This is a genomic window from Sinorhizobium sp. CCBAU 05631 (genome assembly GCF_002288505.1).
Lineage (GTDB): Bacteria > Pseudomonadota > Alphaproteobacteria > Rhizobiales > Rhizobiaceae > Sinorhizobium > Sinorhizobium fredii_C.
Window position 1 is genome coordinate 706,198 of record NZ_CP023063.1, and the last position, 24,903, is coordinate 731,100.

Here is a 24,903-nt window from a genome sequence, read left to right on the forward strand (position 1 = left end):
AGTGTCGCGATCAGCCTTGCCACGCGACGCGGTCGCGGGGCGCCTTTCGACTGTTGTAATGCGTTGCGGAATTTGATCCTTTCGCCCCAAACAGGCGCTTTGCCGTCAAAGAACTCTGTGGCACGATAAATCGATCCGTCGGAAGGGGCCACGGTGTTGGGGCGAGTCTGTTCGACCAGATCACTGCGGTTCGGGGACACGGTGCCGATGTCGGAATCGATGCGGGATCTGGAGGGGCCGCGTGGATATCAGCGAGTTTAAATGGACCTATGACCGGTCGGAGCTGATTGCCGACGGAATTGTTCACGGCATCGGCCTTTGTGCCGCGCTCGTCGGCGTCACAGCCCTCATATTCTATGCGACGGTCTGGAGCACCTCAGGACAGCTTGCCGCTGCGTGGATCTACGGTGCGGGCCTGATCCTCACCCTGTCGGTGTCGTTTCTTTACAATCTCTATCCCATTTGCCGGACGAAGTGGTTGCTGCGCCGCCTGGACCATTCGGCCATTTTCGTGCTGATCGCCGCAACCTATACGCCCTTTCTCCAGCGCGTTTGGGATGATCCGTTCCTGTTTTGGATGCTCATCGGCATATGGGCCGTCGCACTTCTCGGCATCTCGATCAAATGCCTGCTGCCGGGACGGTTCGATCGGCTGGCGATCTTTCTCTATCTCGCCATGGGCTGGGGCGGCGTTCTTGCCGCCAAGTCGCTTTTCGCAGCCCTCACTGCGACGACGCTGGTTCTGGTCCTAATTGGCGGCATCATCTATTCGATCGGTATCATCTTCCATGTCTGGGAGCGGCTTCGGTTCCAGAACGCCATCTGGCACGGCTTCGTGGTCGCCGGATCGGCCGTTCACTATTCCGCCGTCCTCAACTGCATCAGCGCTTCAGCCGTCGCCTGACGCGGCAGGACTCACTCCGGAGGCCGGCAATCGTCCGAGGGACGCAATGCCGACGCCATCCGCGAGATGACGCCATCGAAGCTTGTCAGCTTCGATTTGCGATATTGCAGCCGGAAATAGGCGGCGCTGCCGTCGCAGAGCGCGATCGCCCGTGTGTAAAAGACCTCTCGGCCTCGAGCGCCGGAGAAGCTCGCCCAGGCGGGCGTGACGCGCGAGTAGAGGATTCTCCAATCGTCGTCTTTCTCGTAGCCGATCCGGTCGGTGACGTCGGTCTCGAAATCGCCGGCCGGCGGGTGCGTGCCGAACACGATCAGCGTCGCGCCATTGTCGTCGGCATGAAAACTCGCGCCGTCGTTGTTGTCGGCCTGCTGGTGCATCTCGAAACCCGGCGGAATCTCCACCGTGTAGCCAAAACGGGGGTTGGAATAGGGATGCCAATCGTCCTGCGCGGCAGCGAGCAGCGCGGGCCCAAAGAGAAGAGCGAATGCATATATGACGCGGCGCATGCGCAGAGCATTCCTTCGGTTATTTACCTGCCGCTTTGCCTTCTGCACGTGTCGTTAAATCGTAGCCGATTTAGGACAAAACATGCAGCATTTCAAAATCCTATAGCGACATTTGCGCGTCTGATAAGACGCGCGGCGCTGTAGGAGAGTGGCGCTTTTCGCTGGGCGCGTAAAGGGCTCTTGCGGGTCGGAGGCAGCCGCATTGGCCTTCCCCGGCCGCTCCGGATTACCACGTATTCGATAGTCCCGCCGCCACTCCTTATCTGTTCCCCGCGGAACATGACCACGCAGCCCCTGTGGGAACAGTGAACCGCAGCCGCGTGCTGTCGGCCGGCGTAGATGCGCGGTGCTTGGCAGAGGCTTTGCTGCCTTTGCACAGTATAACCGTCCACTTGACTGAGCTTCCAACCGATTTCTCTTGAGACGAGCCAGCCCTTCTTCTATGTCCGGTATCAATTGACCAGATGATCAACGGCGAAGGAGCACGCCAAGCGATGGAAGTCACGGCACTGACATTTCTGGCGCTCGGCCTTCCCTTCGCTGCGGCCCTTGTCGCACCCGGCCTGACCAGGCTCCTCGGGCACAATGCCGCCTGGGTCCTGGCCCTTGCTCCCGCGGCAATCTTTTTGCATTTCCTGCGCTTCCTTCCGGATGTCGCGAGCGGCGAAATCGTGACAGGCGGCTATGCGTGGATACCGTCTTTCAATGTCAGCTTTTCCTGGCTGATCGACGGTTTGTCGCTGACCTTCATGCTGCTGATTTCCGGTATCGGAGCGCTCATCGTTCTCTATTCGGGCGGCTATTTGAAAGGGCACCCGCAACAGGGCCGTTTCTTCGCCTTCATCCTCCTGTTCATGGGATCGATGCAGGGGCTCGTCGTCTCCGACAGTTTCCTGATGCTGTTCGTCTTCTGGGAATTGACGTCGATTACCTCCTTCCTGCTGATCGGCTTCGACCACGCCCGCGAGGCCACGCGCCGCGCCGCGCTGCAGGCGCTGGTCGTCACCGGCGGAGGCGGTCTTCTGCTGCTCGCCGGGCTGCTGATCCTTTGGAACGTCAGCGGCGTTACGCAGCTTTCGCTGCTGCTTTCCTTCGGCTCCGAGGTGAAGGAGAGCCCCTTTTATCTCGCTGCACTGCTGTTGGTCCTCGGCGGTGCCTTCACCAAATCGGCCCAGTTTCCATTTCACTTCTGGCTGCCGAATGCGATGGAGGCGCCGACACCGGTTTCCGCCTATTTGCATTCGGCGACGATGGTGAAGGCAGGCGTCTATCTGTTGATGCGTCTCAATCCAGTCCTCGGCGGAACACCGGAATGGCAGCTCCTTCTGCCGCTCTTCGGTGTGACGACGCTGGTGATCGGCGCGGCGCTCGCGGTGCGCCAGACCGATATGAAGCTGATGCTGGCCTATACCACGGTGGCCTCGCTCGGTCTGCTGGTGATGTCGATCGGGCTCGGCTCGCCCCGCGCGATCGAGGCGGCAGCGCTCTATCTCGTGGCACACGCGCTCTTCAAGGGCGCCCTGTTCATGGTGGCCGGCATCCTCGATCACGAAACCGGATTGCGCGACTTCACGAAGCTCGGCGGCCTGCGTTCGGTCATGCCGCTCACCTTTGCCATTGCCCTTGCCGCTGCGCTCTCCATGGGTGGCCTGCCGCCCTTTTTCGGATTCCTCGCCAAGGAGGAGCTCTATTCCGCCTTCTCCGCGCCGAATTTGCGCTCCGCGCTCTTTGCGATACTGGCTGTCCTCGGCAACGCCCTGATTTTTGCCGTCGCCTTCGCTGTCGTCCTGAAGCCTTTCCTGGGACCGCGCGTGAACACGCCGAAGCATGCCCATGAGGCGCCGCCGCTACTATGGATAGGCCCGGCCGTTCTCGCACTCAAGGGGCTCTCCATCGCGCTCCTGTCGGGTCTCGCCCATCGGTTCGTCTCATCGCCCACCGCCTCGGCGATCGCCGGCGAGCCAAGGACGGTCGACATATCGCTCGTGCCGCATCTTGGTCTGCCGCTCGTGCTTTCGGCGTTGACGGTGGCGCTCGGCGTCGCCTTCTACCTCAATCTCGCCCGCTTGCGCGCCGCGATGGCGGCGATCCTCGTCGACATCGGCTGGGGGCCCGATCGGGGCTTCGACCAATTCATGCGTGGTCTCGTGCGCCTTGCCGTCGCCGTCACTCGGCGCCTGCAGGGCGGCCGCCTCGACGTCTATATGACCGCCACCTTCTCGCTGGTTGCGGTCATTCTCTTGGCAATGCCACTGCGATACGGTGAGTTCCCGCGCGCCCCGTTCTTCTCCGCGGACGTTCCGCTGCACGAGCTTGCGATCATCGCGATCGCCGTCGGCGGTCTCTTCGCCGTCGTGGTTGCTTCCGACCGCCTCACCGCGATCGTCTCGCTCGGCATTCAAGGCTTCGCAGTCGCCGTCATCTACCTGCTCTATGGGGCGCCGGACCTGTCTTTCACCCAATTCATGGTCGAAACGCTGTCGGTCGTCGTGTTGGCGCTGGTGATGACCCGGCTGCGGCTCTCGCCCGCCGACCATCGGCCACTCCCCGAGAAAGCGCGCGACGCGACGATCGCGCTTGCCTGCGGCCTCGGCTTCGCCCTGTTTCTGCTGCGGGCCACGGCCGTACCCTTCGACCGGTCGCTCACGGACTTCTTCAACCTCTATTCGAAGTCGGTTGCGCACGGGGCGAATGTCGTCAACGTCATTATCGTCGATTTCCGCGGCACCGACACGCTCGGGGAAATTGCCGTGGTGATGATTACCGGCCTTGCGATCCTGGCGCTCGTGCGGCTGAGGGCCGGTTCGCTGAAGCGCGCCGTCGTCGCGGAGGCCGATGAGACGGCGGTGGAGGAACGGGCATGAAGTCGGTGATCTTCCGCACGCTCGCCCCGGTCCTGACGAGCCTGATGATGCTCTTTTCCATCTTCGTGCTGCTGCGCGGCCACAACGAGCCGGGCGGCGGTTTCATCGGCGGTTTAATCGCCGTTTCGGCCTTGGCGATCTATGGCATGGCGCACGGTGTCGAGACGGTCAGGCGGGCCATCTTCTTCCACCCGATGGCAATCGCCGGGGCCGGGCTCCTCGCTGCCACCTCTGCCGGCCTGATCGCGATCTTCGCAGGCGTCCCGTTCATGACCGGACTTTGGATCTATCCGGCCGTTTTCGGCCTCGAGGTCCCGCTTTCGACCGTGCTGCTCTTCGACAGCGGCGTTTACCTGGTCGTCGTGGGCGCCATCAGTTCGATCGCGCTGTCGCTCGAAGAGCGGGGAGGGGAGTGATGGAGGCTTGGTTTGCCTTACTGGTCGGCGTCTTCTTCACTGTTGCCGTCTACCTGATGCTCTCGAAATTCATCATCCGCGTGCTCTTGGGTGTCGCAGTGCTCGGCAATGCGGTGAATTTGCTGATCTTCACCGGAGGTCGGCTGACGCGGGAGGTGCCGCCGATCATACCCGAAGGGGCCGAGTCGCTGGCTGCGCCGGCGGCCAACGCGCTTCCCCAGGCGTTGATCCTGACGGCGATCGTCATTTCCTTTTCCTTCTTCGCCTTCCTGCTCGTCCTCTCCTGGCGCGCCTATAGCGACCTTGCGACCGACAACACGGACGAAATGCGCGTTGCCGAACCGGCGGACGAGCCGCTCCCTCCGCTTGGATACTGACCCGCATGGCCGCTACGATCTCCCCTTCCGTCGATCTTTCCGCTGCGCTCGTTGCCGCGCCGCCCACGCTTGCCGAATGGTTGGTGATCCTGCCGGTCGCCTGGTGCCTCGCGATCGGTGCGCTGCTGGTCATGCTGCGCCGCCCGATCGGCCTCCATCCGACCATTGCCATGAGCGGTCTCGCCGGGCTCGTGCTGATCAATGGGCTGCTGCTCAGGGAGATCGCCGAGAACGGTCCGCTGACCATGGTTATGGGGCGCTGGCTGCCTCCCTTCGGCATCGCCTTCACTGCCGACCTGACCGGGGCCTTGTTCGCCTTTGCCGCGGCGCTTGTAGCGCTGGTCGCCGGCGTCTTCTCGCTTGCCGATATCAACGACAGCGGCCGCCGCTACGGCTTTTATCCGTTGCTGATGTTGCTGATGGCCGGCGTCTCGGGCGCCTTTCTGACCGGCGACATCTTCAATCTTTACGTCTGGTTCGAGGTGCTGCTGATCTCGTCCTTCGGCCTTCTCGTCCTGGGCTCCGAGCCTGAGCAGATAGACGGCACGGTGAAATACGGCTTCCTCAATCTCGTCGCCACGACGCTGTTCCTGATAGCGACCGGCTATCTCTACGCCGTTTTCGGCACGCTCAACATGGCTGACGTCGCTACGAAGGCCGAGGCATTGCGCGACCGCGCGCCGCTGATGACGCTCACCGGCCTGTTCATGCTCGCCTTTGCCATGAAAGCGGCCGCCTTCCCGGTGAATTTCTGGCTGCCGGCTTCCTACCATACCCCCCGCGTCGCCGTCTCCGCGCTCTTTGCAGGCCTGCTGACGAAGGTCGGGATCTATGCGCTGGTGCGGGTGATGGTCATGCTTTTCCCGGTCGAAAGGGAGGAGCTGAGCTTCATCCTCGCGGTCGCCGGGGCGCTGACGATGATCGTCGGCGTGCTCGGCGCTTTGGCGCAGACGGATTTCCGCCGCATTCTCGGCTACCTCATTGTCTCCGGCATCGGCTCGATGCTCGCCGGTATCGCCGTCGGCGGACCGGGCGGCATTGGGGGTGCCATCTTTTATGCGCTGCATTCCATGCTCGTGATGACCGGCCTTTACTTTGCCTCGGGGATCGCCATGCGCCTCGGCGCGAGTTCCTCGATTGCGGCGCTCGCCGGCCTCTACCGCCGGCATGTCGGATTTGCCGCTCTTACCCTGATGCTGTGTTTCGCCGTCTCTGGCCTGCCTCCCTTTTCCGGTTTTTGGCCGAAGGTCATGCTCGTAAAGGCAGCTCTCGATATCGGCGCCTGGTGGCTCGCCGCCGCGCTTCTCCTTGCCGGGTTCCTGACAATGATCGTCACCGGCCGCCTTTTCCTTCTGGCGTTTTGGCGCGAGGCTCCACCTGCGGACGGCGAGGCGGTATCGCTGTCGCCCGCGGCATTCGGCCCGCTAGCCGTGCTCACCGGGCTCACTTTGTTGATCGGCCTTTATCCCGAGCCGCTGCTGGCGGTAATCCAGGACGCGGCGGCGGGGCTCGCAGAGCCGTCGGCCTATGTGAACTCGGTCTTCCCGGAAGGTGGGCCGCAATGAAATTCCTGCAGATCAACCTGATTTTCACCGTTATTTGGGGTGCCATCAGCGCCAGTTTCACGCCAGCGAACCTCGCGCTCGGCTTTGCTGTCGGCGCTGTGTCCCTGTGGCTGATCCGCCGCGAGCTGCAGCCCGTCACCTATCCGCTGAGACCATTGCGGCTGACGCTGTTGGCGGCTCTGTTCTTCAAGGAGCTGGCCGTATCGGCGGTCAAGGTCGCCATTCTCGTCCTGCGCTCCCGGATGGGCCTGAAGCCCGGGATCTTCGCCTATCCGCTGACCGCCAAGAGCGATTTCGAGATTACTCTGCTTGCCAATCTCATCACGCTGACGCCCGGCACGCTTTCCGTCGACATATCCGAGGACCGCAAGACCCTTTATGTGCACGCGCTCGATTGTGCCGATCCGGGTGCGTTGCGCCAGGATATTGCACGCGGCTTCGAGCGGCGCATTCGGGAGGCTTTCGAACGATGATTTCCGCGATCCTGGCGGGGGCGACCAGCCTTGCGCTTCTGCTCCTCTCGCTCGCGCTGCTGATGACCATGCTGCGCATCATCCGCGGTCCGACATTGCCGGATCGGGTGCTCGGCCTCGACATGCTGGTCGCGATCGCGATCGGGTTCATTGCGGTCCTAGCAATCAAGACCCGCTTCAATCTCTATATCGACATAGGGATCGCCCTCGGCCTGGTCGGCTTCCTGGCAACCGTCGCCTTCGCGCGCTTCATCCTGACACGTGGCCTCGCGCCGGAAGCGGAACAAGGCGCCGCCTTCGCGAAACCAGTCTTGAAGAGGGGCCGGGCTCCCGAGACGGCCCGTCGCAAACGCCGGGGAGGGCGCTGATGGACACGTTTTTCGTCGCTGGGATCACAATTCTGGTCGCCATCCTCATCGTCGCAGGCGCAGGCTTTTCGCTGCTCGCGGCGCTTGGCCTCCTGCGCTTCCCGGATCTCTACACGCGCATGCACGCAGCTTCCAAAGCGGGTACCGTCGGTTCCGGCCTGCTGCTCGTCGCCGCCGGGTTGCACTCGCTCGATCCCGCCATTTTCGTTCGCGCGCTTGCCGGTTTCGTATTCCTGGTGCTGACGGCGCCGATCTCGGCCCATTTGCTGGCGAAAGCCGCTCATCAGGCGGGTTACAGGATGACGAAACAATCGGTTATAGATCAGCTGCCACAAAAGGAAGAGCCACGGCGGCATTGATGGCGTCATTTCTGACTCTCTATTTCGGGACAATTCCGCCACTCCGGACAGTTTTAGTGACCTGAAATAGATATGCTGCTCTTTGCCAAAAATTATGTTTTGACATTTTGCGGATCAGTGTTAAGCCAGTATCCGCAAAGTGTCGTTGTGATCAATACTTTGAACTGGAATTCCAGCTTGAGTTGTGATTCTTATCCGTTGCTTTGAGGTGCCAAACGGTGCGGCACCTTGGTGACGGATTTCGCTGTCGCGAATCGAGCCTTGATGTTGCGGCGGGGCGATGCCCCCGTTGCGCGGTTATCGCTCAGTTCCAAGGCGGAAAGCGCTGTTCGGCGGCATTTTGGCATTTCCTCCCTCCTGAAACACCGTTTCAGGACTTGTTGCTGGATTCCCATAGGAGAAAAAAATGAGTGAAAATACGCTCGGTGCGAGCAACGAACTCCTGGTTGAACTGACGGCGGAAATCGTTGCCGCCTATGTGAGCAACCACGTCGTTCCGGTTGCCGAGCTGCCGACGCTGATAGCCGATGTTCATTCGGCGCTCAACAATACGACCGCTCCCGCGCCGGTCATCGTGCCGGTCGAGAAGCCGAAGCCAGCGGTCTCCGTGCGCAAGTCCGTGCAGGATGACCAGATCACCTGCCTGGAATGCGGCGGCACGTTCAAGTCGCTGAAGCGCCATTTGATGACCCACCACAATCTCTCTCCGGAAGAATATCGCGAGAAGTGGGATTTGCCTGCGGATTATCCGATGGTGGCGCCGGCTTATGCGGAAGCCCGATCGCGTCTTGCCAAGGAGATGGGGCTGGGTCAGCGTCGCAAGCGCCGCGGCAAATAAGCGGGTTCGCCCGGCAACCGTCCGGGCGAGTCTCAGGTACGGAAGTCCGATGCCTGAACGGCAGCAGAATATCTGGTGTTTGGTGGAAGCCGGGCTGTCTCAGTCCGGCTTTTTGGTGACGCCGGCTCTCCGACCGACGGGTCGCCGCTGCAGAGCGGTCTTACGCGGGCAGGCGCGTCTCGGCCTCGCCCTTGATTCTCCGGATCATCGACCGCAGACCGTTGGCACGCTGCGACGAGAGGTGCTCGATAAGGCCGATCTTGCCGAAGATATCGAGAGCATCGGTTCTGGCGATCTCCGAGGCGCGCTTGCCCGAAAAGATCGCAAGCGCGATTGCCACCAGGCCGCGCACGATGTGCGCGTCCGACTCGCCCTCGAAGGTCAGGACCGGATCATCGGGATCGCCGGACGTATGCGTTACCAGCCACACCTGACTGGCACAGCCCTGAACCTTGTTCTCGCTGGTCCTCCAGGCTTCCGGCATCTCCGGCAGGCTCTTGCCCAGTTCGATGACATAGCGGTAGCGATCTTCCCACTCGTCGAGAAAGGCGAAGTCGTCGATGATCTGGTCAAGTGAAACCATGGCTGATCCGAATGTGGCGCCTTGCGATCGACTGCCGCTCGCCTGCGCTTTGCTTCCGTCCCGTGCCCAAGGCCGGGATCCCGTACACCCATTCATATAGGGGATACGGGCTGCAAAGAGAACAGCCCTATGGCTTCCGGGACGATTTCGCTCCTTGAGACCGACTTTACTTGGCGGACGTCGCCTTGGGGTCGAGGCGCTTTTCCGGGACGGGCGTGCGCTTGAAAACCGGCATGGCTTCGTTCGCCGGCTCCACGGCCAAGAGGCTTTCGGCAGGCGCCACAGTGCCGGTCATGACCTTGGCGTCGGGCGCCTCGGTCTCCGCGAACTGGCTGTCGAGGAATTCATAGGCGATGCGCGCACCCTCACGGGCGCGATGGCCGAGAGCGACAAAGGTTTCGGCACCTTTCGTGCAGACGTCCGGCTTCTGGATGCAGATCGCACTGATGTACTGGAAGGCCTCATTGGCGGCGGAGAAGGTGTCGCCGATCTCCACCTTCGGTCCGTTTTCCAGCTTGGCGCCGCTCGACGGATCAAGGAAGGGCAGCAGCACGAGCACGAGCGAGAACCAGAACGCCGCCTTTACGAGAAACCACATGGTCTGCCATCCTCTGTCAGGCCGCCGCCCCGGTTTTCGCCGGATGGATCTTCGGCCCTTTACTGCCTACGCCTTTGGTTACGCTTTGCCCAGTGGCCGAATTGTTGCGCCTCGGGGCATTTGACGTGAGCAACGCTAGAGCGGGAATCACAAGACTGCTTTTCCAGAAATGCGGGGATTTGCTTCAAATCTTAGCGAACTGGCCGATTGTGGCATTGCCGGAGGGCGATTATCCGGCATTTTAACGATCGGCGTTAAGGATCGTGGCAGCCCTGCCGCCGCCACGCCCGAGCGGCTCGACACCGCCGCCGGCGGGCGCTGCCCAAATCGTTAATGGAAAGCAGAAAATCCACCAAAATCCGCTGCTTACGCCCCGTTAACCACAAGAGACGAAGCCCGCCGGATTTGCTTCGAAATGGGAATTTTCGCCCGTTTCGCCAGCCCGCGCAGGGACCGCGCTTATTCTTTCATTAAGTCGGGAATGCGAGATTCGAACCACTACGAGGTGGCTCGGTTTACGCCGGCAGGAGGGCTGCGCCCGCCTCGCAAAAACAATAATGGTGGCAGGGCAAGGCGTGAGTGTATTGCGTAACATGGCTGGCAAATGGGCATCCCGTGTGGATGAAGCCGCCGCAGCATGGTTGCCGCGCCGCCCGGATGGGCCCGTTGCAGGACGCCATGATTTCAAACGACTGCGCGCCGTGGCTGCCGTTTCGCTGGCGGTGCTGCCGATCGTGCCGCTCGCCCTGTCGACGGTCCTGCCCATTTCCGTGGCCCTGCCGGCGGGGACGGCGCTCTGGGCGTCGGCCTCTTTGCTGGCCGCCGCCGCAAGTCTCGCAGCGCGCCGCCTAGTGCCGGCGGCGCAGCCGCCCGGCGTGACCGACCTGCCCGATCTCGCTGCCGCCTACGATCTCTTTGCCGGTCTCGTCACCGTTCACGATCCGCGTGGGCAGGTGCTGTCCGTTCACGGCCGCGATGCCGCCGACTATTTGAAGTCGATGCGCGATCCGCACGGACGCGGCTTCATCGAGCAGATCCACGTATCCGACCGCATCAGCTTCCTGAAGGCGGTCGATGCTCTGCGCCAGGACGGCGAATGCTCGGCGGTCGATATCCGCCTCGAACGTCCGTCGGCCCCTGCCGATGGAGCGCAATTCGTGCATATGCGCTGCGAGTTGACGCCCCTTCGCGATGCCGAAGGGCATCTGATGGCGATCATCGCGCAATCCCGAGACGTTTCGAACGAGGCCCGCCTGCGGGCGGAAGTTGCCGCCAAGGCGGCGCATGCCGAATCGGCCAACGATGCCAAGACGCGTTTCCTTGCGGCCGTCAGTCATGAATTGCGCACCCCGCTCAATGCCATTCTCGGCTTTTCGGACGTTCTTTCCGGGGAATATTTCGGCAGGCTGGAGAACGACCGTCAGCGCGAATATGTTTCCCTGATTCACCGGTCCGGCACGCATCTGCTTTCCGTCGTCAATACCATGCTCGACGTGAGCAAGATCGAGGCCGGCCGCTACGAACTGGTGCCGGAGCCTTTCCGGGTCGCCGACGCGATTGACACCTGTGAAGCGATGCTGTCGCATCAGGCGCGCGAAAAGGGTGTGAGGCTGACAAGCCGCGTGATGCGGTCGGTGGACGAAATCAACGCGGATCAGCGCGCCGTCCAGCAGATCCTCATCAATCTCGTCGGCAACGCCGTGAAGTTCACGGAGAAGGGCGGGCTCGTCACCGTCGATGCGGAGGTCGAAGGCGTGATGCTGAAGCTGACTGTCAGCGATACCGGCATCGGTATTGCTGAAGATAAGCTGGACATGCTCGGCCAACCTTTCGTCCAGATTCAGAATGACTATACCCGCCGCTACGAGGGCACCGGTCTCGGCCTGTCGCTGGTCAAGGGGCTCGTCGAATTGCATGGCGGCAGGATTTCGATCCGCAGTTCGGAAGGCGAGGGGACAGTGGTCGTGGTCACCATACCGCGGGACGGTACCGGAATTTGCGAGCGTCAGCAGGTGAGCATAGGCGGGACTGTGGAGTTTCCGCCGCGACTGAAACTGCGCGACGAAAAGGCGAGCGAGTTGCGATTGCAGGCAGAGGCTTCCGAAGGAACAGTCAAGGAAAGGCGACATGGCGCCGCGCAAGCGAAAACAGCCTGAGCGGAAACGTGGCGGACGGCCGCGGCAGGGCATCGCGTTGCGCGGACTGGCGCTGGCGGGCCTGGGCGTCGGACGCTGTGCCGTCCTTGCCGGGCGAGTGATCGCGCACCATCCGGTGGGAGCCGGCGGGTTGGCGACCTTCGCCGTTGTATTCAGCTTCGTGGCGGCGAACGCCATGTGGTATCAGCACGGCAGCCATCCTTCGCCGCTGTTGCGCACCCGAGTTCCGCTGGTCGGGTCCGAGGTTGCCGAGCGTTTGGCGGCCGCCAACGGCGAGCCCGTCGAGCCGCGCAAGGTAACGACCTTCGTCATCGAGCGCGAAGGTGAAGCGGCTCCGGTAAAGGCCGACGACGACGCGGTCGCCGCGCAAGACGATTCCTCCACGCAACGCTTGCCGCGGCCGGCGGAATCCGTGCTGGAACCGGACAACGCCTTGCCGTCGGCCCTTGTCGCCGATGTCCAGAAGGAACTTGCCCGGCTCGGCCTTTACGACGGCACGCCGGACGGCCGCAGCGGTCCAAAGACCGTATCGGCCATCCTTCGCTTCGAAAAAGGAGCCGGGCGCGCGGAATCGGGTGTGGCGAGCCCCGATCTCCTTCAGGCGCTCCTGGCAACCCAGCGTTCCGAAGTGGCCGTTGCAGCGCCTGGCAACCGCGCCTACGCCGATTCCAAATCGACTGCCGCCGAAGTCGATCCCGTCGCCGCTGCGATCCGCACCGCGGAAGGGGACGCGACGCTTATGCCGCCCGCCGAAATACCGGTATCGAACGAACTGGTCATGAATATCCAGAAGGGGCTGAGCAATCTCGCTTACGCCGATATCGTCGTCGACGGCGTCGCCGGCGATCAGACGCGGGCGGCGATCCGCCATTTCGAGAAGCACTACCGGCTCCCGCAGACCGGCGAACCGAACGGCAAGGTTCTTGAGAAGCTCAAGGAAATCGGCGCGCTCTGAACTGCGGACCGAAAAGCGGCGCCGCGGAAGGTCATTGCATATACACCATCACGCGTGTATCTGCCGCAAATGCGCGTGAAAACCCATATCTTCGTCACTTCGCTCCTGCGCCGCGTGTTCGCGAGCGGCGGCTATGCGGCGGTGCTACGCAAGGGAGCGGAAGAGGCCGGCGCGATTTTCATCCGCCACCGCACCCGCCTCGGCACCGAAACGCTCTATGCGCCGGCGCCGCAGAGCTTTTTCGAAGACGAAGGCGATGATCTCCGCAAGTTCGAAGTCCGCCTGCGGAACATGGATGGGGAAAATATCGACGGCGCGCTGTCGTCTGAAGTCCGCTTCGACCCAGATTGCTGGATCGTCGAGATCGAACTCGACGACGTCGGCGATCTTTTACAGGTTGTCGAGGCCGGCCGCTGAGCCCGCGAAGATTAGGCGGTGCCCTATTTTCGCCCGACGGTGCGCTTCGGCTGTGCCGCGGCCGGCGGGGCGGACGCCGTCCGGCTCTCCTGCCGACGCGGATCGGCGCCGCGATTCTCGGCGAGGTGGCTTTCGTGGCGCGCCGGCTTGGCAGCTCCATCGCGGTCGGCGCGCAGCCAAGATTCGACCCGTTCGAGGCCGGCCTTCCGGTCGATGCTCCTGATCAGCCACTCCGCACGGTTGCCTGAGCCGAGCCTTTCGGAGAGATGTGGATAGAGCGCCAGAAGCAGGGGGGGCAGTTCCCCGTCCGGGAAGTCGAGCGCCATGAGCGTGACGGCAAGCTGTTGACCGGAAACATCCAGCAGGATTCTCTCGGCGAGCGCGCGGCTCGCGGAAAGGGTGGCGGCAAGCGCCGTCGCGAAAAGGACTGCCTCGCCGCTGCGGGCAAACCGCATGAGCAGCGCCTGATGCAGCTCGTCGATGGGCTGAAGACGGCCGACTTCTTGGAGAGACCTGGATCCGGCGCGCGCCAGCGCCCGGATTTCGTCGCGCAGCTCTTCTTCGCGGGTTACGCGGTCGGAGGAAAGGCGATCCTCTTCTGCAGCTGCAGGCGGCGCAGCCGTTGCGGCTGGAGGATCGGCGCGGGGTGCGGCGGCGCTGAACTGATGGTGTTCGACCAGCGCGTCGACGATCGACGGCGAGATATCCTCCCGGTGCGCGATCGCGTTCGCATGGGCTGGGCCGTGCTGGCGGATGATCGAGATCAGCGTCCGGTCGGGGATCGCTTTCGAGCGGGTGAGAAAGATCGCGGCGATCGAGATCGGCATGCTGCCGATGAGCAGTGCGACCGATTCGGGCACGTGCGGGCACTGCGACAGCGCCGCTGCCGCCTGCCGGCGCGCTTCGTTGCTGGAGCCGAGGAAGAGCGGTTCGAAGAGTTCGGCAAACTGCTTCAGGTCGGACTTGCGCGGGATGCGAAGGCTTTCGAAGCCGGTGACGGTCGCCATCAGCACGACGTCCTTCAGCCGGCCCGTCTGCGGCCTTTCCAACTCACGAAACCGGTTCGTCACGACAAATCCCAGATGCAAAAGCATGACACCATTGCCGATGGCTCGGAACGGCACACGTCTCAAAAAATAGATCGAAATCGTTAGCGTAGAATTAACTATGGACCTTGAGGCTTTATTCAGGCTTGCGGCATCCGCGTGTCGGGCGGCCGCCGGGGGCGGCCACCGCCGAAGCGTCGAGCTCAGCCATAAAAACTCCACATGCAGGCCTATTTCCTTGCCTGGACGGTGAAGGGCGGTTTTCGCCCGCCGAAGCAGAAGGCCATATGGCCTCCTTATGGGAGTAGTATCTGTGAAGAGTACGTTCTTGGGGGCGGCGGCACTCTGTGCGCTTTCGCTCATGCCGGTCGTAGCCGAGGCCGCAGAAGGCTTTGCCACCGCCAATGTCAACATGCGATCGGGTCCGAGTACCCGCTATCCCGCCGTCACCGTTATTCCCTCGGGCGAATCGGTGGAAATCCATGGCTGTCTGGCCGATCGCCCCTGGTGCGACGTTTCCTTCTATGGCGGCCGCGGATGGGTGGCCGGCCAATACGTCCAGGCGCTCTATCGCAGCAATCGGGTCTATGTGGAGCCGGAATACTATCGGCCGCTCGGGATCCCAACGGTCGTCTTCGAATTCGATCGCTACTGGGATCGCAACTATCGAGGACGCGATTTCTATCGCGACCGGGATCGCTGGCGCCGCGGGCCCGACTGGATCGAAGAAGGCGACTGGCAGTGGCGGCGCGAAGAGGAGCGCCGGGATCGGCAGCGCCGGCAGCAGGCGGAACGGCGCGAATGGGAGCGTGAGCAGGATCGGCGCGACTGGGAGCGCCAACGGACCAGGGAGCGTGAGCAGGCGAGAGATCGGCAGGAGGCGAGAGAGCGCCAACAGTGGCAGCGCGAGCGGGAACGCGAGCGTCGCGAGTGGCGGGACCGTGGCCGCGACGAAGAGCGACGGGAAAACGGTTCCGCCGAAAACTACCAAGGAGCTCGCAAGGAAGAGCGGGCGCGTCAGCTCCGCGAACTGCGCCGGGATGGCGAAGTCAGAACGGTTCCGAAGTGCGTGTTCAACGATTTCGCCTGTGAGAACGACTGACGGAGCCGCACGTTCCGCTCCGATCATGGTGGCGAAGGCGGGCGGCGACCATCCGCTCGCTTTTTTCTTGTCCGCATTTGGCGGCGCTTTGCGGGAACCAATCCCTGTTCGACGCGTTGATTTCGCGCGAAAGGTAAGGAGCGGAGACAATGGCGGAAAAGAAGCTGGCAGCGGTGGGCGCCGATATGGAAACGGAAAAGACCGCGGCCGACACACAGATGGAATTGCAGGCCCACGTCGCTGAGTTGAGAGCGGAGATCGTGCGCCTGACGGAAACGGTTTCGGCTATCGGCAGCGGTGCCAAGGCGGTCGTGCAGGGGGAAGCGGAACTGATGACGGAACGGCTCAGGGAGCGTGTCCGCGACGATCCGATCTCGACGCTGCTGACCGTTGCGGGAGTAGCCTTCCTGGTCGGCCTCTTCGCGAGACGCTGAAGGCATTTCGGCGCGAACTAAAATACCACCAGAAATGGCAATTGCACTTGGTTAAGGCGACGTGGTCTGGATTAAGAAATGGTTAATCGGGCTATGGCTCAATCCGAGGAGGCGGGCTATTATTGGTTCGCATCTGATTTGCATTGAAACGGACGAGATCCGGGTGACCGGAAGAAGGAGTGAGTTGAGAACGGCGCGTCTGCCCGGGGATGTCGGGAATGCGCCAGCCCGCCATCGGGCAGGGTGAAATCTGTGTTCATCCGTCTCATGCAAGTATGGAGACGAGCATGGCAGACGTAATCAGATTGCAGGACCGCAAGGTAAAGATGCCGCGGAGGCGTCCCGTCACCGCGGGCAGTGCCAAAGTGCTGTTCTTCACGGGCATCCGTTACGAGCGGCTCGACGGGCGCGGCCCGCAGCCAAGCGCTCCGACAGGGCGGCAGGTCAAGAAGCAGTAGCCGGTCCGGCGTGATCGGCTCTGATGCCGCGGGTCCGCTGACATCGCTGCGTGGCTCGTTCGCCTCTCTAATTCCCCCTATACACTCGTCACTGGCGTCGGAACGGCGCGCAACTCGAATCGGTGAGGAATTCGCGGACCTGCTCCTCGAAACTGTCGAGCGGCGCCAGGGCGCGCAGGACCGCGTAGCCCTCCTCATCCTTCATCTCGATCATGATCGACTGGGCGAGCGCCTCCGGGGGCGTCTTGCGAAGCTCCACGAGCTGGATCGGTGTGGCGACGACGAGATCGAGATCCCCATTGACGGCGGTCTGGTCGTTCATGCTGAAGACTTCGTTCGAGCCGCTGTCGAAGATCGACAGCGACCAGAACGGCACGGCACCGCGCGCAATGAAACGCGCCGGCGCGTCCGCGATCGAGAAGCTGCAGACGGCGGTGCGCAGAAACGGGTCGCTATTGTCCAGTCCGGTCGAGCCCGGCTCGGCGGTGAGCGGAAAGAAACTGTCCATCTCGAGAAGACCGAGGACGCGCGTATAGGCGTCGCGGCCGGTGAACCGCGGCAGGGCGAGGACGAGGACGATATGCAGGAGCGCGGCACCGACCAGCCCGACGAGAAACGCGAACAGGGCCCTACGCATTTCCGCACCCCGTCTTGACGATCTTCGGCATTGCGAGGTCGATCAGTCCGGAGGAGCCGGCCGTCGGTGTATCGAGCAACGTCAGCACGAGCTGAAAATTTCCCGTGTGGCGGATGGCGAGCCAATTGTCCGGCTGGGCGACCGGCGAGACGTGAATGACGAAACTGCTGTCCTTGGCGCGCAGCACCGTCCACGAATTGATCGCCGAAGGTAGATCGGAGCCCGGTCGCAGCGTCGCACCGTCGGTGTTCGCCGTGTGAAGCGTCCAGAACCGGGCGGGCGGTGTGATCCCGGAAATGTCATAGGAGCATGCGGCCGATAGGCGCGCACCGCTATCGTCGGTGGCAGCCGTGAACTTTAAGCCTTCCGCACCGCCATAGAGCAGTTCCCCGACCCGGGCGCGGTGCGCCTTTGCATAAGGGTCGGCCGCGACGGTCTGCGCCTCGGGGAAGGCCACCCAAGGGCCGATTGCGATCGATCCGAAGCCGACGGTCGCCTTCAGCGCCCATATGGCTGAGGTAATGCCGCCGCCGAAGGCGACGAGAAGTGCAAGGGCGACGAGGAGGGGAACGCGGAACAAGGGGGGCTCTATCGAATGATGTCTTGTTTATCCTGCCGGCAGTGAGTCGATTGTGCGGCGCTGCAGGCCGCCAGAAAACGGACTTGTCGTGGCGAAGTCAATTCTTCGCGGCATTTGTCACCCGAGGCGTGGCTGGCGTTCCCTCAGGCCCCTCGAGCGCTGCAACCCGGCCGCCGTCTTTTTCCTTGGGCTTAAGCGGTGGCGCCTGCTCGAACGTATTGCCGATCGACTTCAAGAGCCGGGTCACGTCGGCAGACAGGGAGCGCGGCCGGACAAGCGGCGGCAAGGCGTTCTCATCCGGCTCAGCGGCGGCCTCCGGCTCCTTCGGCGTTTCGGCCGGCGGAGCATCGATGCCCGGGATTGCGCGATGTTCGATGCCCTGTTCGGCGTAATCCATCAGCCGCTTGAAGGTCATCGCCGGCAGGGAGCCGCCGGTCATTTCCTCGGTGGAGGTGTAGTCGTCATTGCCGAACCAGACCGCCGTCGTGTAATCGCCGGTGAAGCCTACGAACCAGGCATCGCGATAGGCTTGCGTCGTTCCCGTCTTGCCGCCTGTCACGAGCCCGTTGCTCAACGCGGCCCTGCGGCCGGTGCCGATGACCGGGATCTGGGTGAGTATTCTGTTCATCGACAAGGTGGCCTGCTCGCTCAGGACCCGTCGAGCCGGCGGCGCGTCGCGGCCGAAGTCGTAGAGGATATCGCCGTCGTAATTCAGAATCTGGCTGATGCCGTGGCGGCGGGATTCCAATCCGCCGGCGGGAAACACGGCATAGGCGGTTGCCTGGTCGAGCACGGTCACCTCCGACGTCCCAAGCGGCATGGTCTTGTCTGTGCGGATCGGCGTTTCGACGCCCATTCTCTTGGCTGTTTGGGCGATGATCTCCGTGCCGAGCTTGTCCTTGGCGAGGCGCACCGGAACGGTATTGATCGATCTCGCCAGCGCATTCATCAGCGTGACCCGGCCCGCATATTTTCGGGCGTAGTTCTGCGGCGACCAGCCGCGCCAGGTGATCGGCGCGTCGACGACCACCGTCTCGGGCGTCATGCCCTTCTCCATCGCTGCCGCATAGGTATAGACCTTGAAGGACGAGCCGGGCTGGCGAAGCGCCCGGGTGGCGCGATTGAACTGGCTCTCGCCGTAGTCGCGGCCGCCGACCATAGCGCGCAACGCACCGCCGTTTTCGATCATGACCAGGGCGCCCTGCTTCACCTTGTAGCTCTCGCCATATTGCCGGAGGCTCGATTCGACCGAATCTTCGGCCGCCTGCTGCAGCCCCATGTCGATCGTCGTCCTGACGATCAGCGAATGCTGTGCGAAGGGGGCGGCGATGCGCTGGACCTCCTCGAAGGCCCAGTCGAGGAAGAAGTCCGGTGCCTTGACCTGGGCGCGATCGATGACGGTCGCCGGATTGAGGCGGGCGGCGAGCACCTGGCCCTCCGTCATCAGCCCGCCCTGGACGAGGTTGGACAGCACCTCGTTGGCGCGGGCGCGTGCCGCCGGCAGGTTGACATGCGGCGCGTATCGCGCCGGCGCCTTGAACAGCCCGGCCAGCATGGCGGACTCGGCGAGATCGATGTCGGTGATCGACTTGCCGAAATAGAACTGAGCCGCCGCCGCAGCGCCGAAGGTGCCGCCGCCCATATAGGCGCGGTCGAGGTAGAGGCGGAGGATTTCCTTCTTCGACAGATTGGACTCGAGCCAGACGGCGAGGAATGCTTCCTTGATCTTGCGCTCGATCGTCCGCTCGTTGGTGAGGAACAGGTTCTTGGCAAGCTGCTGCGTCAGCGTCGAGCCGCCCTGGACCACGCCGCCGGCGCGGGCGTTCTCCGTCATGGCCCGCGAGAGGCCGAGGAAGTCGATCCCCCAGTGGTCGAAGAAACGACGGTCCTCCGTCGCCAGGACCGCCTTAATCAGGTGATCCGGCAGCTCGTCGATCGGAACCGAATCCTCATGGATGATGCCGCGATGGCCGATTTCGTTGCCATAGCGGTCGAGAAAGGTCACGGCGAAATCGCTTTGCGCCCGCCAGTTGCCCTTGGTCTCCTCGAAGGCCGGGAGCGCCAGCGCAAGCATCAGCACGGAGCCGGCCGTGCCCCAGGTCATCCCTTCGCCGAGGACGTCGAAAACCGCTCTTTTCCAGCCGCGCAGACGAAAGCGGCGAAAGAAGATGGTGGTGTCCTCCCACCACTCCGCCAGGCGAAACCCGGCATTCCACACGGTGGAATCGATCCAGGAATCGATCCGCAGAAAGATGTGTCGCTTCTTCGGCCGGTTTTCGTCTTTTAGCGGGTCCTGCACGGTTTTCCTGTCCCGAAGCTTTCTGCCACCTTATGATATTTGCACGGCGCGACGTTCCAATCTACTTGCATATCGCGCCGTCGGCCTTAAAAAACCGGCAATTTTCTGCAAACTTCCGATGTTGGCGTGGAAGTGACGAAAGTGTGACGCAATGGGCGAAATGCCTTTCTGGACAACGAAAACCCTGGACGAGATGACCAACGCCGAATGGGAAAGCCTCTGCGACGGCTGCGGACTCTGTTGTCTCAACAAGCTGGAGGATTGGGACACGGGCGAGATCGCCTGGACCTCGATCCGCTGCACGCTGCTCGATGGCGAGAACTGCCGCTGCAAGGACTACGACAATCGGCAGGCGACGGTTCCCGACTGTGTCCAACTGACGCCGAAGGCGGTGCGGGAGATCAGCTGGCTGCCGCCGACCTGCGGCTATCGGCTGGTTGCCGAGGGAAGGGATTTGTACTGGTGGCACCCGCTCGTCTCGGGCGATCCGGAAACGGTCCACGCGGCCGGCATCTCGGTGCGCGGGCGCACCATCGCCGAGGACGGCATCGACATCGAAGATTACGAAGACTATCTGGTTACTTGGCCCCTTGAAGTCGGACTGGAACCGGCCGAGTAGTTGTCGTCAGTGGCCGCCGTTTCTCCGGACAAGGCTCTTCGGGGCGGCATTTCTCCAGGCGGTCTCCAGCGATTGGCGAATGAGCTCCTCGTCGGCCTCGACGAAATAAAGCGACGTCCAGCCGCGGGCGCCCCATCCGCCGGGCACGGCGGCACAGACGCCGGGTTCCATTTCGAGCAGCATGCGCTGTTGATCGGGGGTCAGCTTGAAGACGGCACGCCCCGCTTCCGGCAGGGTCATGAATATGCGCTTGCCCACGCGGAAGTCGCGCGTGCCGAAATGGGCGTTTTCCTGCGTCCCGGGGAGGCTGAGCGCCAGCTTTTCGATCTCTTCGGTTAGCATCCGAAAAGAGTAGCACGAAATCGCCAATTGACAAAAACCCGCGCCCGCCGTTGGGGCGGGCGCGAGACGATGCTGTGATGGGGTGGGGACTGCTATATCGAGGCGAATGATCGCCGAGCGCGAGCGCTATTCTGCAGGCGGAACGGGCTTCTGAGCAGTTTCGCTGGCCACACGCATTTCGCGCCATTCGCTTTCGAAACGATCGAGCAGCGATTGCGGAATCCTGGATTGCGGCGCTACGAGCGGCTTCTTCGCGAGTGTCTGCATCCGGTCCTCCTGTGCAAGACGGTTGGGTCAGGCGGACCATTTCATATGGCAAATACTTTGTAAATCAGGGGCTTAAACTATTTAAACGATTGAAAAATCTTTAAATCGATTAACTTCGCGCTCGTCCACAGCCGCTCGTGCCTCCCGGCGCGGATGCCTTCACAATCGCGTTGGCTTTTGAAACTATCGGCCGAAGAACCATTTGAGAGCCAAAAAGGCAGGCTGCTCCAAAGATTTGCGAGCTTGTCCGCATTCGCCTTCCGAGCTCTCTCACGAGGCGTCCGAAGAACCGGAATCGAATTCTGAAGAAAACGCCGCAAGGGATTCGGGCCGACTCGCGAAACGGCGCTGCCGAGCCGGAGTTCGGCGCACGTCTTCAGTACGGCCTGCCGTCCTCCCAAGAGTGTGACGCAAAGGTCTTAACGGATCGCTGATGGGGGCGCCGCGGCTGCGCGGGCATTGCAATTTCCGGTGGATTTTAGGGTCTGTAGTGCCGATGCCTGCTGCGCGATGCCGCGGGACCCGGCGGCCGACATTCATTTGCCATTCAGCCTCCATCGGCTAATGATTTTGCCATGATCTTCCCAAGTCGCCATGATCTTCCCAAGTCGAAAGTGCGTTCATGTCTTCATCAGTGACCATAGTCGCGCTCGCCGCAGGCCTCGCAGGTTTTTCGCTGCCTGCCGTTGACGTGCCTAGGGTTGTTGTTCGCGTGGCGGGTGACTGCAGCGCCGCGGCGGCGCAAGTCGTGGCGGAGACAGGCGGCGAATTGCTCTCCGCCCAGCCGACAGCCGATGGCAAGTGCGTCGTGACCGTGCTAATCCCGGGCAATGGCGGGCGGCCGAAGAAGGTGACGGTCAAGGTGCCGATGTAGGCATCGGCAGCGCCCGTCAGCGAAGGGAAGTAAGAGCAAGATGCGCATCCTGATAGTCGAGGACGACGTCAATCTGAACAGGCAGCTCGCCGAAGCGCTGAAGGAAGCCGGTTACGTCGTCGACCAGGCCTATGACGGCGAGGAGGGCCACTATCTCGGCGATGCGGAGCCCTATGACGCGATCATTCTGGACATCGGCCTTCCGGAAATGGACGGCATCACGGCGCTGGAAAAGTGGCGGGCGGACGGCAAGACGATGCCGGTGCTGATCTTGACCGCTCGCGATCGCTGGAGCGACAAGGTGGCGGGGATCGATGCCGGCGCCGACGATTATGTTGCGAAGCCCTTCCACGTCCAGGAGGTGCTCGCCCGCATCCGGGCGCTGATCCGCCGCGCCGCCGGGCATGCGAGTTCCGAAATCGTCTGCGGCCCGGTCCGCCTCGACACGAAAGGCTCGAAGGCGACGGTCGGCGGTGTTGCGCTGAAGCTGACTTCGCACGAATTCCGGCTGCTCTCCTACCTCATGCATCACATGGGGCAGGTAGTTTCTCGCACGGAACTTGTCGAGCACATGTATGATCAGGACTTCGACCGCGATTCCAATACGATCGAGGTCTTCATCGGCCGGCTCCGGAAGAAGATCGGCAACGACCTGATCGAGACGGTGCGTGGTCTCGGATATCGGATGCAAGCACCCGGCAATGGCCATTAGATCCCTTACGGCGCGCGTTCTGGCGGTTTCGACCGTCTGGGCCGTCGTCGCCCTCGTCGTGATCGGAGTGGTGATCTCGGCGCTCTACCGGCAGGGCTCCGAACGCGGCTTCCAGGACCTCTTGCGCGCCCAGCTTTATAACGTCATCAACTCCATCTCGGTCGACGAGAAGGCAGCCCTGACCGGCAGCCCGCAACTCGGCGACCTCCGCTTTTCCCAGCCGCAGACCGGTTGGTACTGGATCGTCGAGCCGATCGGCGAATTCGACACGCCGCCCTTGCTGTCGACGTCTCTCGGATCCGCCAAATTGCCGATTGTCAGCGTCGACGAGGTTCCCTTCGACATCCGCTACGAGCGCTTCTACACCACCGAGGATCCGTTCGGAAACGAGGTCGAGGTGGCCGAGACGGAAGTCGTGCTCGACATCCAGGGGCATACGGCGCGTTTCCGGGTTGCCGGAAACCGCGACGTCCTGGAGGCGGACATCGACCGCTTCACCCGCAACCTGACGATCGCGCTCTCCATATTCGGTCTCGGCGGGCTCGGGGTGAACGCCTTGACCATTCTCTTCGGCCTCAGGCCGCTGGACCAGGTGCGCCGCTCGCTCGAAAAAATCCGTACGGGCCAGAGCGAGCGCCTGGACGGTGCCTTTCCGCGCGAGATTCAGCCGCTTGCCAACGAGGTGAATGCGTTGATCGACAGCAACCGCCGCATCATCGAACGCGCGCGCATGCAGGTCGGCAATCTCGCCCACTCTCTGAAGACCCCCATCGCCGTGCTGCTCAACGAAGCGCGGGTTCTCGAGGTCCCCCACGGCGAACTGATCAGGACCCAGGCCGACGCGATGCAGACGCAGGTCCAGTCCTATCTCAGCCGTGCCCGCATTGCGGCGCAGCGCGGTTCCATTCTGGCGAGGACCGAGGCTCAGCCGGCTCTGGAAAGGATCGTCCGGGTGATGCGGCGGCTCAATCCGGAAAAACAGTTCAGCCTGTCGATCATTCCGCCGGGGCTGGTGCTGGCCATGGAACAGCAGGATGTCGAGGAAACCGTCGGCAACCTGCTCGAAAATGCCGCGCGCTACGCACGGGATCACGTCGTCCTCAGCGTCGAGCCCGCCACCGACCAGGAGCGCAGCAAGGAGTCCGGCCGCGAATGGATCGTGCTCAAGATCGACGATGACGGCCCCGGGCTTGATCCGGATCAGATCGCTTTGGCGATGAAGCGCGGCAAGCGGCTCGACGAAAGCAAGCCCGGCACCGGCCTGGGACTGTCGATCGTCAGCGAAATCGTCGGCGAATATCAGGGCAGCGTCGAACTCAGCCGACGCGAGGAGGGAGGCTTGAGGGCCAAACTCGTTCTGCCGGCGGCCGTCTAGCGGGAGTGGGGTGCCTCCGTTCAAGCCGTGATCCGACGGTCACACCGGCAGTCGAAAATACCCCGTCGTCCACGGCGCGCGGTTGCCTAGCGAGGCTGGGGGTGCAAAAAGAAAATCGAAAGCGCCGCCGCTTGACGCGATCGATCGGATCGCGGGCGGCAACCGGTCAACGAGGGTTAAGTTGTCGCGTATCATGAGGATTAACGCAGATATGGGGCGAGCCGTCGCCTTGAGCGGCAGAATCGTGGTCGTCGCGTCGACCGTCGCTCTTGCCGGCTGCGGGACTTCGGGCGGTCAGCGCGGGGGCGTGGCCGTTGCGAGTCTGGGTGCGGGTGGAGCGTCATCGGCCGCCTATATCGAGGCCCTGCAAGGCGGCGTCATCGCGCGCCTCGGCACGATCGACCTCGGCAAATCCGACCGGCAGCGCGCACTCGAGGCGGAGTATCGTGCGCTCGAGGCGGCTCCCGGCGGCCAGCCCGTGGCATGGGAAGGCCGCGGCGTCAGCGGCTCGGTTGTTGCTGCCGCCCCCTATCAGGTCGGCTCACAGAATTGCCGTCAGTACAGCCACACGGTGGTCGTGAAGGGTCAGTCCTCGACGGCCCGTGGTGCTGCATGCCGCAACAGCAATGGCACCTGGTCGCCGCTGACCTGAGCCGGACGCGGCGCGTTGCCCGTAGGCGGACTGCCTTGCAGGACCGGCACGGCTTGCGGCGAAACGCCTCAAATCTCCGTCATTCTCGGTTTTCGAGTTGGAAAGCCGGGAGCCTCATAGTATTTCG

At 62.7% G+C, this 24,903-nt stretch carries 29 protein-coding genes; 20 read left to right on the forward strand and 9 right to left on the reverse strand.

All coding sequences use genetic code 11. From position 1 onward, the window contains the following. Positions 1-241 precede the first annotated feature (241 nt). Entirely contained in the window at positions 242-904 is a 663-nt protein-coding gene (locus SS05631_RS03365; RefSeq protein ID WP_037413535.1) for a hemolysin III family protein, read from the forward strand. 11 nt (positions 905-915) lie between these two features. Here the strand turns inward: SS05631_RS03365 and SS05631_RS03370 are convergent, their stop codons facing one another. After that, entirely contained in the window at positions 916-1,410 is a 495-nt protein-coding gene (locus SS05631_RS03370) for a hypothetical protein (RefSeq protein ID WP_037413537.1), read from the reverse strand. Positions 1,411-1,904: 494 nt separating this feature from the next. Here SS05631_RS03370 and SS05631_RS03375 point away from each other — a divergent pair, with 494 nt between their 5' ends. The 8 genes from SS05631_RS03375 to mucR all read left to right on the forward strand — a co-directional run bounded on the left by SS05631_RS03375 (position 1,905) and on the right by mucR (position 8,670). Further along, positions 1,905-4,274, forward strand: a complete 2,370-nt coding sequence (locus tag SS05631_RS03375; RefSeq protein WP_037413539.1) for a putative monovalent cation/H+ antiporter subunit A — start codon at positions 1,905-1,907, stop codon at positions 4,272-4,274. Continuing rightward, entirely contained in the window at positions 4,271-4,690 is a 420-nt protein-coding gene (locus SS05631_RS03380) for a Na(+)/H(+) antiporter subunit B (RefSeq protein WP_037413541.1), read from the forward strand. Before SS05631_RS03375 ends, SS05631_RS03380 begins: the two co-directional genes overlap by 4 nt. Continuing rightward, positions 4,690-5,067 (forward strand): Na+/H+ antiporter subunit C, encoded by a 378-nt coding sequence (locus SS05631_RS03385; RefSeq protein ID WP_037413542.1) that lies wholly within the window; start codon positions 4,690-4,692, stop codon positions 5,065-5,067. Before SS05631_RS03380 ends, SS05631_RS03385 begins: the two co-directional genes overlap by 1 nt. A 5-nt stretch (positions 5,068-5,072) precedes the next feature. Then, positions 5,073-6,632 carry a Na+/H+ antiporter subunit D gene (locus tag SS05631_RS03390; protein WP_037413543.1) on the forward strand — a complete coding sequence of 520 codons (1,560 nt, stop codon included), beginning with the start codon at positions 5,073-5,075 and terminating at the stop codon, positions 6,630-6,632. Next, the gene (locus tag SS05631_RS03395; RefSeq protein ID WP_037413544.1) at positions 6,629-7,105 is read left to right on the forward strand and encodes a Na+/H+ antiporter subunit E; all 477 of its coding nucleotides are present in this window, start codon (positions 6,629-6,631) and stop codon (positions 7,103-7,105) included. Before SS05631_RS03390 ends, SS05631_RS03395 begins: the two co-directional genes overlap by 4 nt. Next, positions 7,102-7,473 carry a cation:proton antiporter gene (locus SS05631_RS03400; protein WP_037413545.1) on the forward strand — a complete coding sequence of 124 codons (372 nt, stop codon included), beginning with the start codon at positions 7,102-7,104 and terminating at the stop codon, positions 7,471-7,473. The genes SS05631_RS03395 and SS05631_RS03400 overlap by 4 nt, the downstream gene beginning before the upstream one ends. After that, entirely contained in the window at positions 7,473-7,832 is a 360-nt protein-coding gene (gene mnhG / locus SS05631_RS03405) for a monovalent cation/H(+) antiporter subunit G (protein ID WP_037413546.1), read from the forward strand. The genes SS05631_RS03400 and mnhG overlap by 1 nt, the downstream gene beginning before the upstream one ends. Positions 7,833-8,238: 406 nt before the next feature. Further along, entirely contained in the window at positions 8,239-8,670 is a 432-nt protein-coding gene (gene mucR, locus SS05631_RS03415; RefSeq protein ID WP_037379521.1) for an exopolysaccharide biosynthesis transcriptional regulator MucR, read from the forward strand. A 160-nt stretch (positions 8,671-8,830) separates the two neighbouring features. Here mucR and SS05631_RS03420 read toward each other — a convergent pair whose 3' ends face one another. Both SS05631_RS03420 and SS05631_RS03425 read right to left on the reverse strand, forming a co-directional pair. Next, positions 8,831-9,253: a SufE family protein gene (locus tag SS05631_RS03420; protein WP_037413549.1), complete on the reverse strand. Its 423-nt coding sequence runs from the start codon at positions 9,251-9,253 to the stop codon at positions 8,831-8,833. Between the two features lie 166 nt (positions 9,254-9,419). Next, positions 9,420-9,851: a DUF5330 domain-containing protein gene (locus SS05631_RS03425; RefSeq protein ID WP_037413551.1), complete on the reverse strand. Its 432-nt coding sequence runs from the start codon at positions 9,849-9,851 to the stop codon at positions 9,420-9,422. Positions 9,852-10,444: 593 nt separating this feature from the next. Here SS05631_RS03425 and SS05631_RS03430 point away from each other — a divergent pair. The 3 genes from SS05631_RS03430 (at position 10,445) to SS05631_RS03440 (ending at position 13,379) form a co-directional block, all read left to right on the forward strand. Then, positions 10,445-12,007 (forward strand): HAMP domain-containing sensor histidine kinase, encoded by a 1,563-nt coding sequence (locus SS05631_RS03430; RefSeq protein ID WP_037413553.1) that lies wholly within the window; start codon positions 10,445-10,447, stop codon positions 12,005-12,007. After that, positions 11,979-12,962 (forward strand): peptidoglycan-binding domain-containing protein, encoded by a 984-nt coding sequence (locus SS05631_RS03435; RefSeq protein WP_037413555.1) that lies wholly within the window; start codon positions 11,979-11,981, stop codon positions 12,960-12,962. The genes SS05631_RS03430 and SS05631_RS03435 overlap by 29 nt, the downstream gene beginning before the upstream one ends. A 69-nt stretch (positions 12,963-13,031) precedes the next feature. Next, a complete protein-coding gene (locus SS05631_RS03440) occupies positions 13,032-13,379 on the forward strand; it encodes a DUF1491 family protein (RefSeq protein ID WP_037413778.1) in 348 nt (115 codons plus the stop codon). A gap of 23 nt (positions 13,380-13,402) precedes the next feature. Here the strand turns inward: SS05631_RS03440 and SS05631_RS03445 are convergent, their stop codons facing one another. Beyond that, positions 13,403-14,473 (reverse strand): DUF2336 domain-containing protein, encoded by a 1,071-nt coding sequence (locus SS05631_RS03445; protein WP_037413557.1) that lies wholly within the window; start codon positions 14,471-14,473, stop codon positions 13,403-13,405. A gap of 265 nt (positions 14,474-14,738) precedes the next feature. Between SS05631_RS03445 and SS05631_RS03450 the strand changes: the two genes are divergently transcribed. The 3 genes from SS05631_RS03450 (at position 14,739) to SS05631_RS03460 (ending at position 16,419) form a co-directional block, all read left to right on the forward strand. Next, the gene (locus tag SS05631_RS03450) at positions 14,739-15,527 is read left to right on the forward strand and encodes an SH3 domain-containing protein (protein WP_037413558.1); all 789 of its coding nucleotides are present in this window, start codon (positions 14,739-14,741) and stop codon (positions 15,525-15,527) included. Positions 15,528-15,676: 149 nt separating this feature from the next. Then, positions 15,677-15,961: a hypothetical protein gene (locus SS05631_RS03455; RefSeq protein WP_037413560.1), complete on the forward strand. Its 285-nt coding sequence runs from the start codon at positions 15,677-15,679 to the stop codon at positions 15,959-15,961. A 287-nt stretch (positions 15,962-16,248) separates the two neighbouring features. Further along, the gene (locus SS05631_RS03460) at positions 16,249-16,419 is read left to right on the forward strand and encodes a hypothetical protein (protein WP_172900164.1); all 171 of its coding nucleotides are present in this window, start codon (positions 16,249-16,251) and stop codon (positions 16,417-16,419) included. Between the two features lie 88 nt (positions 16,420-16,507). On the opposite strand, the gene SS05631_RS03465 is transcribed toward SS05631_RS03460, so the two are convergent. The 3 genes from SS05631_RS03465 to SS05631_RS03475 all read right to left on the reverse strand — a co-directional run bounded on the left by SS05631_RS03465 (position 16,508) and on the right by SS05631_RS03475 (position 19,935). Beyond that, positions 16,508-17,056 (reverse strand): membrane protein, encoded by a 549-nt coding sequence (locus SS05631_RS03465; RefSeq protein ID WP_037413564.1) that lies wholly within the window; start codon positions 17,054-17,056, stop codon positions 16,508-16,510. Beyond that, the gene (locus SS05631_RS03470; protein ID WP_037413569.1) at positions 17,049-17,636 is read right to left on the reverse strand and encodes a DUF1214 domain-containing protein; all 588 of its coding nucleotides are present in this window, start codon (positions 17,634-17,636) and stop codon (positions 17,049-17,051) included. The genes SS05631_RS03465 and SS05631_RS03470 overlap by 8 nt, the downstream gene beginning before the upstream one ends. 97 nt (positions 17,637-17,733) lie before the next feature. Continuing rightward, on the reverse strand, positions 17,734-19,935 hold the full coding sequence (locus SS05631_RS03475) for a transglycosylase domain-containing protein (RefSeq protein ID WP_037413571.1): 2,202 nt from the start codon (positions 19,933-19,935) through the stop codon (positions 17,734-17,736). A gap of 151 nt (positions 19,936-20,086) precedes the next feature. On the opposite strand from SS05631_RS03475, the gene SS05631_RS03480 reads away from it, so the two are divergent. Then, complete coding sequence (locus SS05631_RS03480; protein ID WP_037413573.1) at positions 20,087-20,554, forward strand: YcgN family cysteine cluster protein; 468 nt, start codon at positions 20,087-20,089, stop codon at positions 20,552-20,554. Between the two features lie 6 nt (positions 20,555-20,560). Here the strand turns inward: SS05631_RS03480 and SS05631_RS03485 are convergent, their stop codons facing one another. Next, positions 20,561-20,896: an MmcQ/YjbR family DNA-binding protein gene (locus SS05631_RS03485; protein WP_037413576.1), complete on the reverse strand. Its 336-nt coding sequence runs from the start codon at positions 20,894-20,896 to the stop codon at positions 20,561-20,563. Positions 20,897-21,022: 126 nt separating this feature from the next. After that, positions 21,023-21,163 (reverse strand): hypothetical protein, encoded by a 141-nt coding sequence (locus SS05631_RS31290; RefSeq protein WP_162843174.1) that lies wholly within the window; start codon positions 21,161-21,163, stop codon positions 21,023-21,025. 622 nt (positions 21,164-21,785) lie between these two features. Between SS05631_RS31290 and feuN the strand changes: the two genes are divergently transcribed. The 4 genes from feuN (at position 21,786) to SS05631_RS03510 (ending at position 24,776) form a co-directional block, all read left to right on the forward strand. Beyond that, complete coding sequence (feuN, locus tag SS05631_RS03495) at positions 21,786-22,037, forward strand: two-component system FeuPQ modulator FeuN (protein ID WP_037379546.1); 252 nt, start codon at positions 21,786-21,788, stop codon at positions 22,035-22,037. Between the two features lie 40 nt (positions 22,038-22,077). Further along, a complete protein-coding gene (gene feuP / locus SS05631_RS03500) occupies positions 22,078-22,749 on the forward strand; it encodes a two-component system response regulator FeuP (RefSeq protein WP_014327722.1) in 672 nt (223 codons plus the stop codon). After that, positions 22,739-24,124 carry a HAMP domain-containing sensor histidine kinase gene (locus tag SS05631_RS03505; RefSeq protein WP_037413579.1) on the forward strand — a complete coding sequence of 462 codons (1,386 nt, stop codon included), beginning with the start codon at positions 22,739-22,741 and terminating at the stop codon, positions 24,122-24,124. The genes feuP and SS05631_RS03505 overlap by 11 nt, the downstream gene beginning before the upstream one ends. Before the next feature lie 211 nt (positions 24,125-24,335). Beyond that, on the forward strand, positions 24,336-24,776 hold the full coding sequence (locus SS05631_RS03510; protein WP_037413581.1) for a membrane protein: 441 nt from the start codon (positions 24,336-24,338) through the stop codon (positions 24,774-24,776). Positions 24,777-24,903 lie beyond the last annotated feature (127 nt).

Excerpts from the sequence above, each read along its gene's own strand:
- SS05631_RS03370 (WP_037413537.1), bottom strand. The coding sequence starts at position 1,410 with ATGCGCCGCGTCATATATGCATTCGCTCTTCTCTTTGGGCCCGCGCTG.
- SS05631_RS03375 (WP_037413539.1), top strand. The coding sequence starts at position 1,905 with ATGGAAGTCACGGCACTGACATTTCTGGCGCTCGGCCTTCCCTTCGCT.
- SS05631_RS03380 (WP_037413541.1), top strand. The coding sequence starts at position 4,271 with ATGAAGTCGGTGATCTTCCGCACGCTCGCCCCGGTCCTGACGAGCCTG.
- SS05631_RS03385 (WP_037413542.1), top strand. The coding sequence starts at position 4,690 with ATGGAGGCTTGGTTTGCCTTACTGGTCGGCGTCTTCTTCACTGTTGCC.
- SS05631_RS03390 (WP_037413543.1), top strand. The coding sequence starts at position 5,073 with ATGGCCGCTACGATCTCCCCTTCCGTCGATCTTTCCGCTGCGCTCGTT.
- SS05631_RS03395 (WP_037413544.1), top strand. The coding sequence starts at position 6,629 with ATGAAATTCCTGCAGATCAACCTGATTTTCACCGTTATTTGGGGTGCC.
- SS05631_RS03400 (WP_037413545.1), top strand. The coding sequence starts at position 7,102 with ATGATTTCCGCGATCCTGGCGGGGGCGACCAGCCTTGCGCTTCTGCTC.
- mnhG (WP_037413546.1), top strand. The coding sequence starts at position 7,473 with ATGGACACGTTTTTCGTCGCTGGGATCACAATTCTGGTCGCCATCCTC.
- mucR (WP_037379521.1), top strand. The coding sequence starts at position 8,239 with ATGAGTGAAAATACGCTCGGTGCGAGCAACGAACTCCTGGTTGAACTG.
- SS05631_RS03420 (WP_037413549.1), bottom strand. The coding sequence starts at position 9,253 with ATGGTTTCACTTGACCAGATCATCGACGACTTCGCCTTTCTCGACGAG.
- SS05631_RS03425 (WP_037413551.1), bottom strand. The coding sequence starts at position 9,851 with ATGTGGTTTCTCGTAAAGGCGGCGTTCTGGTTCTCGCTCGTGCTCGTG.
- SS05631_RS03430 (WP_037413553.1), top strand. The coding sequence starts at position 10,445 with ATGGCTGGCAAATGGGCATCCCGTGTGGATGAAGCCGCCGCAGCATGG.
- SS05631_RS03435 (WP_037413555.1), top strand. The coding sequence starts at position 11,979 with ATGGCGCCGCGCAAGCGAAAACAGCCTGAGCGGAAACGTGGCGGACGG.
- SS05631_RS03440 (WP_037413778.1), top strand. The coding sequence starts at position 13,032 with ATGCGCGTGAAAACCCATATCTTCGTCACTTCGCTCCTGCGCCGCGTG.
- SS05631_RS03445 (WP_037413557.1), bottom strand. The coding sequence starts at position 14,473 with ATGCTTTTGCATCTGGGATTTGTCGTGACGAACCGGTTTCGTGAGTTG.
- SS05631_RS03455 (WP_037413560.1), top strand. The coding sequence starts at position 15,677 with ATGGCGGAAAAGAAGCTGGCAGCGGTGGGCGCCGATATGGAAACGGAA.
- SS05631_RS03460 (WP_172900164.1), top strand. The coding sequence starts at position 16,249 with ATGGCAGACGTAATCAGATTGCAGGACCGCAAGGTAAAGATGCCGCGG.
- SS05631_RS03465 (WP_037413564.1), bottom strand. The coding sequence starts at position 17,056 with ATGCGTAGGGCCCTGTTCGCGTTTCTCGTCGGGCTGGTCGGTGCCGCG.
- SS05631_RS03480 (WP_037413573.1), top strand. The coding sequence starts at position 20,087 with ATGGGCGAAATGCCTTTCTGGACAACGAAAACCCTGGACGAGATGACC.
- SS05631_RS03485 (WP_037413576.1), bottom strand. The coding sequence starts at position 20,896 with ATGCTAACCGAAGAGATCGAAAAGCTGGCGCTCAGCCTCCCCGGGACG.
- SS05631_RS31290 (WP_162843174.1), bottom strand. The coding sequence starts at position 21,163 with ATGCAGACACTCGCGAAGAAGCCGCTCGTAGCGCCGCAATCCAGGATT.
- feuN (WP_037379546.1), top strand. The coding sequence starts at position 21,786 with ATGTCTTCATCAGTGACCATAGTCGCGCTCGCCGCAGGCCTCGCAGGT.
- feuP (WP_014327722.1), top strand. The coding sequence starts at position 22,078 with ATGCGCATCCTGATAGTCGAGGACGACGTCAATCTGAACAGGCAGCTC.
- SS05631_RS03505 (WP_037413579.1), top strand. The coding sequence starts at position 22,739 with ATGGCCATTAGATCCCTTACGGCGCGCGTTCTGGCGGTTTCGACCGTC.
- SS05631_RS03510 (WP_037413581.1), top strand. The coding sequence starts at position 24,336 with ATGGGGCGAGCCGTCGCCTTGAGCGGCAGAATCGTGGTCGTCGCGTCG.